This window comes from Haloferax sp. S2CR25 (assembly GCF_031624535.1).
GTDB lineage: Archaea > Halobacteriota > Halobacteria > Halobacteriales > Haloferacaceae > Haloferax > Haloferax massiliensis.
In genome coordinates, this window is sequence record NZ_JAMQOO010000010.1 from 43,120 (window position 1) to 59,061 (window position 15,942).

Consider the following 15,942-nt stretch of genomic DNA (forward strand, 5'->3'; position numbering starts at 1 on the left):
GAATGTGGAGTAGTTATACTATCGAGTATAAAGCCGTGGAGTCTCTTGCAGGCCGTACAGCTATGGCCGACGCAACCGCATCCGCCCCGATCTGCGACGTTGACGGCACGTGTTACTGTCCGCTCACCGGTGTCATCGAGACGCTGAGTCGGAAGTACGCGATGCAACTCATCAGTATTATTGGAGCCCACGACTCGCTCCGGTTCGCCGAGATCGAAGAGCACCTCCCGACAGCGAGCTCAACGACCCTCTCACGACGATTGACTGAATTCCAGGATGCGGGATTCATCACGCGGACGCAGTACAACGAGATTCCACCGCGTGTCGAATACGAGCTGACAGCAACCGGCTGTGAAGTCAGCTCACGGCTCGAACCGTTGCTCGAGTGGGCGACTGATCAGGCGACGACGCCCCCCTCGTAATCGAAGAGTGATACCACCGAACAGCATCCCGAGGGGACCACAGGACATCTCGAATCAGTGCCGACCAGACTACTCGGAGATCGCCGAAATTGAGTCAGACACCCTGTAGCCGAGGTCGACGATCACCTCACGGAGTTGCTCAGCGCTTGTGACGTGGGGATTGAACTCGATCTCGACTCGCTGGTGGGTCGCGTCCGGCTTGATAGACCGTACGCCGTCGAGCTCACGGAGTGTCTCTCTGACGCGCTCTTCACAGGCCCCGCAGTGGAGATCGACGTCGAATAGCACCGACTCGCGCGCCGGCTGTTCGTTCGTCATCTCGTCCTCGTTCGATTCGGCTACCAGATCGGTTCCATCGTGCTCCTCGGTACTCTCCGAGTCGACGGTCTTGACCGAGAAGTCCGTCTTGATGCCCTCACCCGAGAGGAGCTGGCCGGCGAAGCTGTTGGCCAGCACCGCTGACACCGACGCGATCATCGCGATCATGGCGAACACGGGGTGGACGAGGCCCGTGGTCGCGGCTGTGACACCGATCCCGTTGAACGAGAACGCCGCGATCAGATTCTGCTTGGTCTTTCGATAGCTCGTTTCGCCGATCTCGTAGGCATCCATTACGCCGCCGAGACGGTCACCCATCAACACGATGTCAGCCGACTCGATGGCGATGTCCGTCCCTGCACCGATGGCAATCCCGATGTCGGCCTGGGTGAGTGCGGGCGCGTCGTTGATCCCGTCGCCGACCATTGCGACGCGGTGGCCTTCGTCTTGGAGTTTCGTGATTTCCTCGCGCTTGGCGTCGGGTAGCACCTCGGCCATCACACGTTCGATGCCGACCGCTTCGGCGACCGCGTGGGCGGTCCGTTCGTTGTCACCCGTAATCATCACCGGCGTGATCCCCCGTTCCGTCATCCGATCAACCGTCTCCTTCGCGTCGGGTTTGAGTTCGTCGCCGATACCGACGAGCCCGACGAGTATCCCATTACTGACGACACCGACGGTAGTAAGCCCCCTGCTCTGCAGTCGCTCGGTCTCCTGCTGGGCCACCGTGAGGTCGACGCCTTCAGCTTCGAGCCAGCCGGGCTTGCCAACCAGCACGTCGTCGCCGTCGATAGTCGCACGGACGCCCTTGCCGGTGACGGAGTCGAAGGACTCGGGGTCCGAGAAGTTCAGGTCGTGGTCGGCGGCGGAGTCGAGAATTGCGTCCGCGAGCGGATGTTCGGAGAACGCTTCTGCGCTCGCCGCGATTCGCAGCACGTCGACCTCCGCGTGGTCACCGATTCTGACGGTCGTATCGACGGCGGGCTTCCCCTTCGTGATGGTGCCGGTCTTGTCGAGGACGATGTGGTCGACGTCTTGGAAGACCTGGAACGCATCGCCGCTGCGCATGAGAATACCCCGTCGGGCTGCCTCGCCCCCACCGCGGATGAGCGCGAGCGGCGTGGCCATCCCGAGCGCACACGGATACCCGAGCACGAGCACTGCGAGCGCCGCGAACGCTGCCGTTTCGAACTGTGGGCCGGTTCCCAAGACCGTGCCGGGGAGGACGGTTGGGACAACCGTCCAGAAGAGGAACGAGGCGACCGAGATCGTGAGCACACCGGGAACGAAGTACTTCAGGATGCGGTCAGCCAGCTGGACGATCCCAGGTTTCATCGCACGGGCCTCCTCGATCTGTCGGGCAACCTGATTGAGGAACGCGTCGTCGCCGACGGCGGTTACCTCGATGAGGAGCGTCCCGGTCTCGTTGACGCTGCCGCCGATGACCTCGTCGCCGGGCTGTTTATCGATGGGTGCGGACTCGCCGGTCGCGACTGACTCGTCGACCGCCGACTCGCCCTCAACGACTTCGCCGTCGATAGGCAGGGTTTCGCCGGGCTTGACACGTACTTTGTCACCGACTTCCAAGTCGTCGACATCCACCTCTTCGACCTCGTCCTCGGCGGTGACGCGGCGGGCGGTGTCAGGCTGGAGGTTCATGAGGTCGTTGACGGCTCGAGAGGCGCGCGTCCTGACGATGAGACTCGTGTACTCCGAGAGGATGTGGTAGGTGGTGATGAACGTCGAGACGACGAAGAAGTGCACGACGGGAAAGCCCGACCCGGCGAAGACGAACCAGCCGAGGAAACCACCGGCGAGGCCCGCGAACGCGCCCGCCTCCAGAAGTACGTGCTGGTTGAAGATGCCCCGGCGGAGGCTGTTGTAGGCCTTCGTTTTGATGTAGATCCCCGGCCCGAACATCGTGACGAGCGCAAGAGCGAGCGATCCGTACCACATCCACTGCTGGTCGGTCTCAGCGAAGATGTTCCAGTCGTTACGCGCGACCATCACGCCCATCAGCACCAGCGAGAGGAGAGACGCGATTCCGCTGATGAGGAGTCGTCGCCTGCCATCTTCGAGTTCTGCTTGCTGTTGTTCGAAATGTTTCTCCTTATCGGGGTCGCGAATCGTGTAGCCAAGGTTGCGTAGCGTGTCCCGTAGCGCGACCTCCGAAATGACGTTGTCCTCGTACTGGATCAGTATCTCTTCGTGCGCGAGGCTGACAGTAGCGTCCTCGACGCCGTCGGTCCGTTCTAACGCTTTGTTGATCGTCTCGGCGCAGAACGAGCAACTCATCCCGCCGACGTTGTACTGGACCTGTGTCGCCGCCATGTATTCGCCTATGGGCGGAGTATTCTTAACCATTATGACGAATATTGTAGCAGTATAACGTGTTTCCCGCTATTCTTATGTTGATAGACCGGCTACACGCTCGTAATGAGTCTCTTTGAAGTGGACGTGCCCGTTCGGAACGTCATCACGACCGACCCGAAGAAGGCGAAGGCACTTGAGCAGGACGTGCGGGCCAAAATCCTGGATATGCTTGCCGACGAGGAGCTGACGATCGGCGAAATTCACGAGGAGCTGCAGCGGCGCGGTGAGGAGAAGGCGGAGACGACGGTCCGCCATCACGTCAACGTGCTCAAAGACGCCGGGATGGTCGAAATCGCTCGCCTCGAAGAGGCAGGCGGTGGGACGCGGAAGTACTACAAGTCGAACACTCGCGTCTTCTCCTACGACCTCCCGGAGGATGCGGAGAAACGCCTCGCCGGGGCGAGTGCACAGCTTCGCGACGACCTCGCTACCGTCATCGACACGCTCGTCGAGGAGCACGGAGACGACATCGAAGCAATCGCCCGGGAGATGAAGCCCTGTGAGTACTGTGAAACCCAGCATTACGAGGAGTTCATCATTCGTGAATTACTGAATCGGGCGCTCACCGACCTGAGTGAAGTGGGGTGAACACTCCTCAACGGGGTCATACACCAGAAGAACTCGAACAGCGCCTCACTGTGGTAGTCGATGACTTCCAGACTTACTGTCAGAGTATACCCGGTCGAGCCGGACCGCTCTCTTCTGCCCCGATACAAACACCACCGTTGGAGGAGTCGTCATTCCTCAGTAGGCTTCTTCTGAGACTGTTCTGGGGGGTGGATCACGAGCCGTTCGATTCGCGCGTTGTCGATGGCGTCGACGCGAAGGACGTATCCATTCCGCTCGATCTCATCACCTATTTCGGGTTCTCGCCCGAGCTGGCTGAAGACGAATCCGCCGATCGTCTCAACCTCGTCGGTCTCGAACGTGATGCCGAACCGTTCGTTGACTTCCTGAACTGGTACCCCGCCGTCGACGACGTACGTCCCGTCGTTTCGTGTCTCGATAGTGGGCCCTTGTGGTTCCGTGTCGAATTCGTCTCGAATGTCGCCGACGATCTCTTCGAGGATGTCCTCGATCGTGACGATTCCCTCGAAGACGCCCCATTCATCGATGACGACGGCGATCTGTCCACCACCGTGTGTCTGAAACTCGGCGAGAATCGCGTCGATCCGTCGCGTTTCCGGAACGACGAGCACGTCTCGTGCGAGATCACGAGCAGTGATCGGGTCGTCGTGATCGGTCTCGGTTTCACTTGCCTGGAGAATGTCCTTTGCGTGGACGAATCCAATCGGCTGTTCCCCGTCGTCGTCGAGCACGATATACCGCGTGTAGGTCCCGCTGGCGGCAACTGACCGGAGTTCCGAGAGTGCCATCGAGGCGGAGACGGTTTCCACGTCGGGGCGTGGAACCATTATTTCGCGGGCGATGGTGTCGCCGAGCTCGAAGACGCTCTCGATCATCTCGACCTCGTCGAGGTCGATCTCTCCGGTTTCTTCGGAGCGGCTGAGAATCATCAGAATCTCCTCCTCGGAGTGGGTCTCTTCGCCTTCTGAGGCTGGCGAGACGCCAACGAGGCTGGTGAAGTAGTTGGCAGTCCCGTTGAAGACGATGATGCCCGGCATAAACACGTAATAGAAGAATTTGGCTCTGTTGAAATCCTCAGAGAGTTACAGGTTCGCCTCGTAGTCTGACCAGATGGAAGCCCTCCCGAAGTCGCGGTTACTCAGGTTCGTTGAGCAAGCGATACACTTGGCTCGGCGAGCCGTCGCTCGTTACTCCTCGAAATTCTCGAAACGGCGGTACACACTTCATCAGCACATCGTCTTGCTCTGTCTCAAAGTTCGGAAAAATACGACGTACCGAACGCTTCTCGACGAACTCATCGAGATGCCCCGGATTCGAAGCGCCATCGGCCTTGAGGAACTCCCGTCTCCCTCGACGCTGTGTAAAGCGTTCAACGGGCTTGATATGGCGGTTTGGCGCGTTCTTCTCAACCTCTCAGTCACGCTTCTCCCGACCAACGGTGTCGTCGGCATCGACGCCTCCGGCTTTGACCGCAGTCACGCCTCGAAGCACTACACGAAGCGAACGAAGCTGACGATTCAGCAATTGAAAGTTACACTTCTCGTGGACACGAGAGCGAATGCTATCATCGACTTACACGTGACAACGACACGAAAACACGACTCCCAGATAGCGCCGTCGCTTATCAAGCGGAATATTGGTGATGTCGCGGTTCTGCTCGGTGACAAGGGATACGACGACCAGAAGGTTCGTGCATTAGCTCACGAGGAGGACGTTCGTCCGCTCATCAAACACAGAGAGTTTTCGTCGCTCCAGAAGGCGTGGAATGCTCGACTGGACGCCGACCTCTACGGTCAACGTAGTCAGAACGAGACAGTAAACTCACGCCTCAAACGAAAGTACGGGGCGTTCATCCGCTCACGGCGGTGGTGGAAGCAGTTTCGTGAGATTACTCTCGTCTGCTTGGTTCACAACCTCGACAAGGCCCTCGCATCATAGAGCGACTATCGGAGTGTGATTACCGAAACCCGCAGAAGCCTCATATGAGGTGGCGATAATGGCTAAACGATGACCGAAGATACGCTTGTACCGTGGCAGACACTCATCAATATGGTTGGGTTAGGACTGATAGCCGCGCTGGTGGCAGTTCTTCTCATTATGTTTATTCCACTTCCAACTCTTCCGTCATGGGCTCCAATTCTACTGGGGCTACTCGTCGCATTTCTGTATTATTCCTATGAGGAATTTGGGCAGGACGAAGTGACCGCGCCGTAATTCGCAGAACACTATTTGGCACGTGTTCGTGTCTATCTAATAGGATTTCAACAGAGCCGTCGAGTTCGGAATACTCGTTGTTGTACCCGAAGAAGTAAGAAAACGGCTTCTCTCGGACCTCACGCGCCACAGTCTCTTGGACTTCCGGATGTCGCACCAATAAGTCACCAGTAAACGTGAGCATGAGCGCAGTTGTCTCGTGACCAGCGAGTAACAGCGTCACGATTTCGTCTCTGAGGTCTTTCGTGTCCCAGCCTTCGTCCGACTCAAGGAGATAGTTGAGGACCGTTGGCCCGTCGATATCTCCCGCACGGTGAGCCGCTATTAGGTCCTCGACGGCGGAATCAAGCGTGCTAATCGCACTTCTGTATGCTCCGTTTTCAGGGGTCGGAATCCACTCTGGAAGATACAGGTACGTTTGGCTGATGCGTTCGAAATGTGTTAAGATTCGCTTGAAGGCGGGTTCTAAGTCCCAGTCTTCTGTGGAAAGGTCGACTCCAAAGAGTGCATCCACGATAATATTGAGCGTGAGATGCTTCATCTCCTGTTCTAAGTCGACTGTGTCCCCCGCCGAAATCCGCTCGATCGTCGACAGGGTGTGACGTGATTACTGACTGGTACTCCTCCATCCGTTTTGGATGGAAGACTGGCTCGATCCCTTGGCGCTTTGCCCGCCACTCCTCGCCTCCCGCGATGACAAGCCCACTCCCGAGCAGTGACCTGGTCACCATCTTTTGGAACCCACCTTTCTCGTAGTTCTCACTATTCGTGAGAAGGACCCGTTCGATATCGTCCGGTTCTGTCGGAAGGATGAGTCGCTGCCCAGCAACTCGAAGCTGGACGACTGGACCGTATGCTTCGTTTAATTCCGTGAACCAATCGAGCGGGTCACGACGGAGGAATTGATAGGTGTGCCCGACAATCGGAGGAGAGGGTGGCTCAGGCGGTGTTTCCCGAGTACGCGAGCGGGTATCTGGTGACTCATACGACTACTTCACCTCGTGGAGTCGGGCTTGTTGTCTGCTGCTCATCGTCAATTCTCTACGAGTTGGTACCGAGTCGTATCCGCTTTGAACGACTCATACTGCTCACGCGCCCACTCGACGGCTTCCGATGCGATGTTCGTCAACATTCCCCGTACGCCACCGTGTTGATGGACAGTTATCCCAGCGACCTCCCCGTCTACTCCTTCCATGATCCAGAGTGCGTAGGGGAGTTCGTCATCCGTGACAAGGAGAACCACCCGTCCGGAGTCTATCAATTCAGTAAACGACTCTCGGTAATCAACCAACTCAGACAGAACGCCCTCGGATACGATGATCTCTGCTGTGCATTGCGTCTCTCGAACAGCAGCCTCAACATCGTCGATATATGATTTGAGAACGACAGGTGCAAGGCCGACCATCCTCTCAGACTGTCGCAACCGCGCAGTACTCGAACTGAGCGCAGATTCCGGGAACTGTGGATCTGCCGTCGAGACCGTCACTTGACGAAGGAACACTGACGGGAGCTCTTTCAGATTTGGATTTTTATTTAGTATATCGCTAGCACGCTGCACGTCGTGTATCTTATCGAGATACTCCTGTCGAATATTTAGTGAGGCTCGCCCGAGTGGAGTCGTTCGATATTCTCGATTATGAGACTCGACGCAGTCATACTGGAGTAACTCCGTGATCGCCCGGTCGACGGTCGACCGCGAACAGTCGACTGACTCGACAAGTTCCGGTTTCCGCTGCGGTTGCTCGTTAAGCGTGTGTAAGATCTCAAACCGCTTCGCAAGTACCTTCGAGAAATCAGAACCCATCAAGCCAGTCATGATAATTCTAAGTCAAATTTCGCCAACACTAAAACGTCAGGGTTGGCGCAGTCGATATCCGACATCAAATAAATTATATTAACAGACTGAGTGCGAATGCTGCGTTCAAGAACGTCGCAACGTAGGCCGTATTGAACCGCTGTGCCGTAATGTCTGTTTGTTCTTTCTCGGTCTGTTCTCGTACTCGATAGTAGAGCCACACGTAACGGCCAGCAACGAGAAACATCGCAAACGCACCTCCCAGGGCGTGGAGTATGCCTGCACCAACGCCAGCCATGGCCGTACAGATCGCTGACAGTAGTATGCTCGCTGACACTCCAAGGTTCTGTGTGAACGTCCGAATTCCTGCTTGCCGGTCATAGTACGTATCCGCGGCTTGATGCAGTGTATGATACCCAAACGTATAGAGAAAAATAACACCGAGAGCGGTAGCCGCATACTCAACTGATGGGTCCCCTGCTAGTATGACGAGCGGAAGGACGACGAACCCGACATCGGTACCCGTCGTTACGAGGTGGTTCAGTATCCCTCGCTCCTTAATTCGGGGCGGGTATGAGTATACGAACCCAGATATCGAAAACAGGGCACCGACAGTAGCGAACAGAAGTGACGACGTCTGTAGTGAGACCCACATCCAAAGAAACAGACCAGCTGTGAGTTCAATAACGAGGATAGTATGCGCACTCTCGTATCCGATTTCATCGACTGCGGTCGCGTTCTGTTGTTTCTCAGGATTTTCTTTGTCAACGGCATAATCGTGCAGGACGTCTGCGACTGACGCCTGCATTTTCGTTAGCATCGCCGCACTAAATGTGGCTGAGATCTGTATCAAACTCTCTATTTCGAGGCCTAAATCTAGCCGTGAGCGAGCAATTGCAACGGCGAGGAGGGCATACGCTACGTTATACCCTACTGTTTCAGGCAGTCGATTGATCTGCGAAAACGCCCATACTTTCGTTGAATATCTGCGCTCGGTCTGCCCGTGTTTTGCTAACCATGATGACATTATCATCAAGTGGCCCGCAACATCATATTACCACATTCATTGGTGACATCATCACTGTCTAATAAATTGGAACGAAGGTCCTTCCGAATGTCAACAGTGAACAGTTCCGACAGAGTCAGCGATCTGGCCACTAATTACATACTCCCGGTGAGCGCGCCACCGGTCCCGCGGACGGTCTCGGTCATCGCTTCGAACACATCAGTCGACTCGTCGTACTCCCGCTGCCATACGAGGAGACATGTATGAAATGACAGTTATTTTCGGTCCCGTCAGCTGACCAGCGTCACCCCAATCACGCTCCCGACGCCGTAAGTGAGGACCGCAGCGGCGAGGCCGATACCGACCTGACGCAGTCCGGAAAAGAGCACGGAACGTCCCGTGAGGAGCGTGATTCCCGCCCCGATAACGAACAGGGCAACCGCGCTCAACACGAGGCTCGCACCCACGGCGACCAGTTCGCTCAACACGAAGTACGGAAGTACCGGGACGATGGCTCCAAGCGCGAAGAGGACGAACGACGTGGTGGCTGCTTCCCAAGCAGAGCCACCAAGTTCCTCCGGATTAATTCCCAGTTCCTCGCGAGCGAGCGTGTCCAGCGCCATCTCCTCGTCGGCGATCAACTGCTCGGCCACCTCTCTGGCGCGTTCTTTCGAGAGCCCTTTCGCCTCGTAGATGAGCGCCAGTTCTTCTGCCTCTTCTTCGGGGACTTCGGCGAGTTCTTCGGCCTCGATTCCGATCTGTCGTTGGTAGAGTTCCCGAGAGCTCTGGACGGAGAGCCACTCGCCCATCGCCATCGACCCCGACCCAGCGAGAAGTCCGGCCAAGCCGGTAATCAGAATCGCCGTCGAATCTAATGCCGCGCCGGCGACGCCCATCACGAGACTGAGATTTGAAACGAGACCATCGTTCGCGCCGAGCACTGCGGCACGGAGGGCATTGCCACTGGTCGCTCGGTGGCGGCCTTCGAGTCGGGCGAGGACCTCCCCCTGCGCACCCCGCCCGGGAGCTTCCGCGATGGCCGCTAGGAGACGATCATGCGAGCGTTCGTCGGCCGCCATCCCGGTTCCCATGACCTCCGGTTGGGTCGCGTAGTCGTCCGCGCCGATGGCTTCCCCCGCTTTCATCGAGGAGATCACAAATCCCGGCCCGAATCGACCGGCCAGCCATGCGAGTGTTCTGGCTCTCCGGGACGGGTTGGCTTCTCCCGGGTCGGAACCGGCCTCGCGAATCTTCTCTGTCCAGAAGTCTGCGTGGGCTCGCTCCGCGTCGGCAAGTCGCCGATACACTTCTGCGACCTGCGGTTGCGATTCGGCGTCAGCCATCGCCGCGTAGACCGTCGCACTGTCGAGTTCGTCTTGCCGATTGCGACGATAACGTTCGACATCCTCTGAAGGAGCCATATAGTGTAATCGCGCTGTGAGGACTTAGTGGTGCGCTCAGTACGCCACGGGAGCGTTCTGACCACCGTATACCTCCCCAGCAAGAAGCCGTGCTATCTTGCCTCGTGACCGGGTTCAGACATCGTCGACTCCGTGGAATCGGCGTGCGCGCGAATGTACGCACCCACGTAGCCACCCACCGCGCCCAAGCCGGCGTTCCAGAGCACGCCGAGAGGGACGATGAAAAGCAGGACGACGGCTAGCTCCACACCTCCCGGAACACCGAACCCGCCTGCCGGAGCCGTCCCGAAGAACACGGCGACCCCAAGGCCGAGTACGAGGAGGAACGGGATGCTCGCTATCGCGCCGGAGATGGCCCCAACTCTCGCACCTCCTACCGGAGGTTCGCGCTGAAGGTAGCCAGCCACGGCCCCACCAATCGCCGGCGAGACAGTGGTGAACGCGAGAACGATTGTGACGACAGCACCGATGACTGCGTTTCGAAGCGTCTCTGTCTTGCTCATATGTATCGATTCGTCAACGAGAGAGATATATACGAACGCTCGCTCTCCTGATACGAGATTCACTCACGTCGAAAGCAAGTAGTTCGGCCCGCAGCGAGAGAGACACACAATCAGCGGTGGGGGGGGGAATCGAGAGAGCCCCAGAACGAACAACGGAGGACCTTCTCCGAGAGCCAGTCGGTCGCCCAGATGATGTCGCTCGACGTCCTTGGACTCGAACTCCGAAGTAGACGAAACCTGTGGGAACACACACCCCTCGTCCAGAGTGAAAACGGTCGAAAGGGTGGGGATACTGTCCACGGGAAACGGAGGTTTGTGAGGGGAGAAAAACGACGAACCCACGGAGAGAGCCCCTGAGACGGAGATTGGCGACAGAATGTAAATAAAAAAGGCGAGTAACGCTTCGCGAGACACAGACGAATAGCGGCTCGTCTTACTTAGTAGGGAGAATATACTTGGCGGACTATACGGATTTATAGGATATAAAACTTTCATATAATGCTAAAGAATGTGACTAGTTGCTGGTTCGAGTCGGTTCTACGGGTGTTCGACAGCAGCGTTCCTACGTCTGACCCGGATTCACGGCGTTTTTAATCGGTCCAGTCGTTCGATTCTCGTCAACTACCGGACTCTCTTCGTTTCAGTTTCACTCTTGACGAGGGGTGGGTGGGTCTCATCTCGTCGTGGTTTGAATGTGATGATTTCCTCGATATTCCATATTCTCGACAGCCGTTAAATTGGTTCAGGATGGGATTGATTCAGAGTAGAGGTTGACGACTGCGATTTACGTCCGTACTCCGACTGGGAATGGGAACCACCCGAACCGCCAGTCGACTCACTTCACGACTGTTTTCACTCTTGACGGGGGGTGTCTGCCGCACGTCAGACGCCGCTCGTGTCCCGCGTTGTGCGATTGTCTGGACTCGGTTTGAGTTACACTCGTGATGAGGGGTGTGTCCGCCGAGGCGATCGGCCGAATCGCGGCGTTTCACTCGGGACGAGGGGTGGCCAGATATTGGCTTCTGTTCGTTTTTCACTCTGGACGAGGGGTGTGTCCTCGTGCGAAGCACCTGCACGGGTGGGCCGTCTTTCACTCTGGATAGCCTCTACCCCTTCTCGACTGACATTGGACACACTGCGCAGTAGGTCTCTGCTACGGGACGATTTACACTCTTGTCGAGGTGGGCGAATAATTAAGTAGCCGGGTAGCGGGATATCTTGTAACGATGGCTAAGGACCCGTCGCAACTCTCCGACTTCGACGACCGGTACGAAGACCCGGCTGAGGATCCGCTGTTCAATATCGAGGGAGACGATCCCGACCGGGTCGATATTTTCACTCGCAAGGAACTCCTGAAGGTCGGTCACGTCCCGGAGAGTGCTCGAATCGTCGGCCGCGATGAGGAAATCAAGGACATCGCCGCGGAACTCAGGCCCATCGTGCAAGACGACCCGCCGAACAACGTCATGATCTACGGCAAGACGGGGACGGGCAAGTCGCTGGTCGCCCGCCATGTTACGGAGCGTGCCCGTAGGGCCGCAGAATCGAACGGTGTCTCGGTCGGGACTGTCTACGTCGACTGTGCACAACACAATACGCAGACGCGCGTTGCCCGTACTGTGACGCGGGAACTCAACAAGACCGAGCGAACTGATTTCGACGTCCCGCGTGCGGGGATTGGCAGTGGTGAGTATTACGATTACCTCTGGGAGATTCTGAACCTCGCCTACGATGCGGTCATCATCATTCTGGACGAGGTCGATCGGCTCGACGACGACGATATTCTGATGCAACTCTCACGGGCCCGTGAGTCCGGGAAAGCCGACTGTCACTTGGGCGTTATCGCGGTGAGTAACAAGATCGAGTACCGCGATCAGTTGAACGAGCGTGTCAAGTCGAGTCTCCGCGAAGAGGAGTTCGTCTTCCAACCCTACGACGCGAATCAACTCCGCGGGATTATGAAGCATCGGCGCGATGCGTTCCACGATGGCGTTCTTTCTGATGACGTCATTCCGCTGACTGCGGCGCTCGCCGCGCAGGAACACGGCGACGCCAGAAAGGCAATCGAAATTCTCCGACACGCGGGCGAACTCGCTGAACGAGAGAACGCCGACCAGGTCGTCGCGGAGCACGTCCGCGATGCCCAAGAGTGGGCGGAAGTCGACCGATTCGAGGAGTTACTTCGCGGATCGACGACCCAAGTTAAGTTCATTCTCTACTCACTCGCGCTGCTGACCGAGGAGAGTTCGAACGAAGACGAGTTCTCGACGAGCCGAATTTACAAGCGATACAAGAACACGACTGAGACGGTCGATGCGAAGGTTCTGAGCGAACACCGCGTCTACGAACTGTTGAAGGAACAGGCGTTCCTCGGCGTCGTAGAGTCGACCCGTACGGGTGGTGGGAGGGGAGAAGGAAGCTATCTGGAGCATCGATTGGTTCAGGACACTGGTATCGTGTTAAAATCCGTGCTCCGCGATAGCCGGCTGGAAGATCTCGCGTAATCCCCCTCTCCTCTCCTCTCCTCTCCTCTCCGACCGCGCACCCCCGGTCACGAGTGTAAGTCCCGATTTCCCACGCCGGGGACTCGCACCCTGCATGTAAAGTGTAAATGTGCGGAATCTCGCTGGGAGACCCCGTCAAACACGCATATACTGTCTAGGTGACCTGGTTTGGGAAGCGCACTGCGAGCAGGTCGTCCAGTGAATCGGTCATGACGACCGCAGAGTTCGCACCGGGTGCTTTGCGACGGATTTCGAGGAAACTCGGGAGGGCTCGCCGTCCAGCCACACGCGACCGGCTGTTCACTCGGAGACAAAAAGGAATTCATCGATTTATCGGTGTCGAACGGTCTCATCAAAACGTTTGGAAATCATCGCACAGACTGATCGATAGCGGTCACATCCCGCCTGAGGCCAACCGACGCGGGTTGCGGTCGACGAGACCGCTGGCAAAATCAACGGGAGTGGTCTTCGACGTCGAGTTTCACACCCGCGGTTTTCGAGCCGACCGCTTCGACAGTTCCTTGGGTGGGAAGCCACGCGAACGCCTGCAAAAGTTAGCACAGTTTGTGCAATACTATAGCTTCCAACGCCCGCATTACCTCCCGATTATTACTGTGTATATCGTGCAATAATAGCTGGCTCAGATTGATTCATTGGTAAACAAGTAATCGACTCATTCAGATTATCACATCGCGATTAGCCTGCGCTGATATCGGCTGAGAGACGATGATCTATTTAAGCGAGTGTAGCCCACGTACTCGTAAACTATCTCACGGTAAGTGGTCAAAACCCCCGAAATGTGTTGTTATAGTACGTCTCTTCTCTTTCTATAGAGACCACCACGATGTGGTTCAATCTCATAGGTCTGCTCAAAATGTATTGTAAAAGAAATACAATCGTCTGGTCGGGATAAACTGAACTAACGGCCGGTATCGAGATGAGTCGTTCGCGACGGACGCCGACCCACTCACCGCTCAGCGAGTCGCCCCCGGAGGTCGGACGGTCGGTTCCGATTCGGTCGCACCCAAACGAATCGCTTTGCATATCCACACAGACGGACTGGACGCTATTCGGATTCCGAGCGTCCCGCTCGTGACCCGATGTCGACGGGCAGGTCGTCGTTCCGAAGCGAGTAGTGAGGCGGGTCGAACGAGGTCGTAATCGCGTGTACGTCCACCCCGGTCTCCCGTACGCGGGCGAGTAATTCGGCGAACTCCGGGTCGACAGCTTGGTAGGGTCGGAAGCGTTCGACGTCAGGTCGCTGCACCACGAACACTACGTGTGTCTCGTGGCCGTCTTCGGAGAGCGCTTCGAGGCTCCGGAGATGACGCCGACCGCGCTCGGTTTGGCGGTCGGGAAACATGGCGACGCCGTCCTTGACGTGCGTGCAGGATTTGATTTCGACGAAGGCGGTCTCGCCGGCCGGCGTCTCGACGAGAAAATCCGTTCGACCGTACTCCGGTAGCGAAGGCTCGCGTTTCAGGCAACTGTACCCGTCGAACGCGGGGATTGCATCGCGGGCGAGCGCACGCTCGAAGAGGCCGTTCGCAAGCGCCGGGCGGACGCTCACGTACACGCCGTCGACGCGGACGGCGATGGCGTCGTAGTCCGTCGCTCGCTCCGGGTCCTCGACCGGTGAACAGAGAATCTCGTTTCCCGGTTCGACCGTGCCTTCGAGGGCTCCGGGATCTCCGAGGAAGACGCGTTCGGGCGCGTCTTCGAACCGAACGCGGACGACGAACCGATTCGGTCGGTCGACGATAGTCCCGGTGAGTAACTCGCCGTCGATTGTGAGTAGCGGGTCCATGTGTTGTGGATACGATGCGGCCGAGGGAATACCAATCGTTCGCTTCGAGTCTGTGAGAGCGCTCGGGCCGTCCGGGCGTGTCTCTCTTCTGGTTCTCTTATCAGGGTCCAAAGGCTGCGATATCTGAACCGACCGTCGCCAGCGCGTCGGCGGGGTTCGGGTCGCTGTCCGCCAGATGCTCGTACCAGTGGTTCGGAACGCGTGCCAGCGCCGTGGCAATGGCCTCGCTGTACGTCTCGACGCCGGGCTCTGTCGGGTCGTTACCGCCCCAGATATCGCGGATAACGGTCATCGAGTCGATTCGAACCGCTACGCTGTGTGGTTCGTAGCGGGCCAACAGCTCGGAGAGACCGAGTTGGAGGGCGACGTACTCCGCGGTGTTGTTCCCCGCCCGCGAGCCGACGGGGCGACCGAGACGAGCAAGCCGATTTTCTTCCGAGTCCATGACGACAGCGCCCGCTCCGGCGGGACCTGGGTTGCCGCGCGAGCTACCATCGACGTACAGGATGAACGAGCGGTCGGTCGGCTCCGAAATGGGTGGACGGCCGAGGTCCGAGGAGAGTAGCTCTTCGAGTGCCTGACGGAGCTCTGCCGGAGTGGTCGCGGGGTCGAAGAGACCGCCGTAGCCGGGGACCGCGTCGTCGATGAGTTCAGTGGCAACTGCCATCTCGTATCCGACGCCTGCGAGCACCTCGTCGACGAGCGTGGCGAGCGGTGAGAGGTGCTCGGAGGGGAGCGGTTCTCCGCTCACGCCGGCACCACCTCGTTCCGGTCTCCGTTGCCGGGCCTCCCATCCTCGCTCCCGGGTGAGTTCGTCGGTTCGTCGAACACCTGCATACCTCACCTCTGTCGTCGAGCGGGATAATTCCTTCAGTGCTCCGTCGTGGGAGTGAGGTATCGATTGAACCCGCCTGCCCGTCCCGACGATGCCCGACGCGAGCGCCCCGATAACCGGAGGGAACGTCAAGTTGGTGGTCCAGCCATCTCTGCC

At 57.8% G+C, this 15,942-nt stretch carries 12 protein-coding genes and 2 pseudogenes; 5 read left to right on the forward strand and 9 right to left on the reverse strand.

All coding sequences use genetic code 11. The features are described from left to right. Positions 1-62 precede the first annotated feature (62 nt). Positions 63-422 carry a helix-turn-helix domain-containing protein gene (locus NDI65_RS18215; RefSeq protein ID WP_310894064.1) on the forward strand — a complete coding sequence of 120 codons (360 nt, stop codon included), beginning with the start codon at positions 63-65 and terminating at the stop codon, positions 420-422. Between the two features lie 69 nt (positions 423-491). Here the strand turns inward: NDI65_RS18215 and NDI65_RS18220 are convergent, their stop codons facing one another. Continuing rightward, entirely contained in the window at positions 492-3,071 is a 2,580-nt protein-coding gene (locus tag NDI65_RS18220; protein ID WP_310894065.1) for a heavy metal translocating P-type ATPase, read from the reverse strand. A gap of 105 nt (positions 3,072-3,176) precedes the next feature. Here NDI65_RS18220 and NDI65_RS18225 point away from each other — a divergent pair, with 105 nt between their 5' ends. Then, complete coding sequence (locus NDI65_RS18225) at positions 3,177-3,701, forward strand: winged helix-turn-helix domain-containing protein (RefSeq protein WP_310894066.1); 525 nt, start codon at positions 3,177-3,179, stop codon at positions 3,699-3,701. Between the two features lie 149 nt (positions 3,702-3,850). Here NDI65_RS18225 and NDI65_RS18230 read toward each other — a convergent pair. Continuing rightward, a pseudogene (locus NDI65_RS18230) lies at positions 3,851-4,759 on the reverse strand (hemolysin family protein); the annotation flags it as partial. 52 nt (positions 4,760-4,811) lie between these two features. Here NDI65_RS18230 and NDI65_RS18240 point away from each other — a divergent pair. Next, positions 4,812-5,639 (forward strand): IS5 family transposase, encoded by an 828-nt coding sequence (locus NDI65_RS18240; RefSeq protein WP_310894067.1) that lies wholly within the window; start codon positions 4,812-4,814, stop codon positions 5,637-5,639. A gap of 163 nt (positions 5,640-5,802) precedes the next feature. Here the strand turns inward: NDI65_RS18240 and NDI65_RS18245 are convergent, their stop codons facing one another. The 5 genes from NDI65_RS18245 to NDI65_RS18265 all read right to left on the reverse strand — a co-directional run bounded on the left by NDI65_RS18245 (position 5,803) and on the right by NDI65_RS18265 (position 10,640). Continuing rightward, complete coding sequence (locus NDI65_RS18245) at positions 5,803-6,510, reverse strand: cytochrome P450 (RefSeq protein WP_310894077.1); 708 nt, start codon at positions 6,508-6,510, stop codon at positions 5,803-5,805. A 438-nt stretch (positions 6,511-6,948) separates the two neighbouring features. Further along, positions 6,949-7,731 carry a hypothetical protein gene (locus tag NDI65_RS18250; protein ID WP_089780626.1) on the reverse strand — a complete coding sequence of 261 codons (783 nt, stop codon included), beginning with the start codon at positions 7,729-7,731 and terminating at the stop codon, positions 6,949-6,951. Between the two features lie 73 nt (positions 7,732-7,804). Next, complete coding sequence (locus NDI65_RS18255) at positions 7,805-8,737, reverse strand: UbiA family prenyltransferase (RefSeq protein ID WP_167344152.1); 933 nt, start codon at positions 8,735-8,737, stop codon at positions 7,805-7,807. A gap of 269 nt (positions 8,738-9,006) precedes the next feature. Further along, positions 9,007-9,861, reverse strand: coding sequence for a VIT1/CCC1 transporter family protein (locus NDI65_RS18260; RefSeq protein WP_310894068.1), 855 nt, complete (start codon positions 9,859-9,861; stop codon positions 9,007-9,009). Positions 9,862-10,229: 368 nt separating this feature from the next. Beyond that, the gene (locus tag NDI65_RS18265) at positions 10,230-10,640 is read right to left on the reverse strand and encodes a DUF5518 domain-containing protein (protein WP_052367865.1); all 411 of its coding nucleotides are present in this window, start codon (positions 10,638-10,640) and stop codon (positions 10,230-10,232) included. 1,226 nt (positions 10,641-11,866) lie between these two features. On the opposite strand from NDI65_RS18265, the gene NDI65_RS18270 reads away from it, so the two are divergent. Further along, positions 11,867-13,144 (forward strand): orc1/cdc6 family replication initiation protein, encoded by a 1,278-nt coding sequence (locus NDI65_RS18270; RefSeq protein ID WP_042663107.1) that lies wholly within the window; start codon positions 11,867-11,869, stop codon positions 13,142-13,144. Between the two features lie 202 nt (positions 13,145-13,346). Beyond that, positions 13,347-13,665 (forward strand): annotated as a pseudogene (locus NDI65_RS18275) (hypothetical protein); the annotation flags it as partial. A gap of 545 nt (positions 13,666-14,210) precedes the next feature. On the opposite strand, the gene sfsA reads toward NDI65_RS18275, so the two are convergent. Continuing rightward, positions 14,211-14,951, reverse strand: a complete 741-nt coding sequence (gene sfsA, locus NDI65_RS18280; RefSeq protein ID WP_089780618.1) for a DNA/RNA nuclease SfsA — start codon at positions 14,949-14,951, stop codon at positions 14,211-14,213. Between the two features lie 100 nt (positions 14,952-15,051). Beyond that, positions 15,052-15,702 (reverse strand): ribonuclease HI family protein, encoded by a 651-nt coding sequence (locus NDI65_RS18285; RefSeq protein ID WP_089780616.1) that lies wholly within the window; start codon positions 15,700-15,702, stop codon positions 15,052-15,054. Between the last annotated feature and the right edge of the window lie 240 nt (positions 15,703-15,942).